Below are 283 nucleotides of genomic sequence, written 5' to 3' on the forward strand. Positions count from 1 at the left end.
AATTCTTTTTTTGATTTTTTTTGTTTTTTTTTTTTTTTATTTTTTCGTTTTTTTTTTTTGGTTGTTGTTGTTGTGTGGTTGTGTTGTTTTTTGCAGTTCTTGGTTTTTTATTTTTTTTTTTTTTTTTTTTTTTTGGTTTTTTTTTTTTTTTTTTTTTTGTTTGGGTTTGTTGTTTTTTTTTTTTGTGTGTTTTGTTTGTGTTTTTTTGTTTTGTGTTTTTTTGGGTTTTTTTTTGGGGGGTGGGTTTGTGGTTTGCGGTGTGGGGGGGGTTGGCGGGGCGCCC

General features: G+C 28.3%; 1 protein-coding gene. It reads right to left on the reverse strand.

Annotated elements, in window-relative coordinates; all coding sequences use genetic code 11:
• On the reverse strand, positions 1-283 hold a 283-nt coding region (locus tag AB2B41_RS24110; protein WP_367880247.1), incomplete at both ends, for a hypothetical protein.

The organism is Sulfitobacter sediminis, from assembly GCF_040811725.1.
In the GTDB taxonomy this organism is placed as follows: domain Bacteria; phylum Pseudomonadota; class Alphaproteobacteria; order Rhodobacterales; family Rhodobacteraceae; genus Sulfitobacter; species Sulfitobacter sediminis.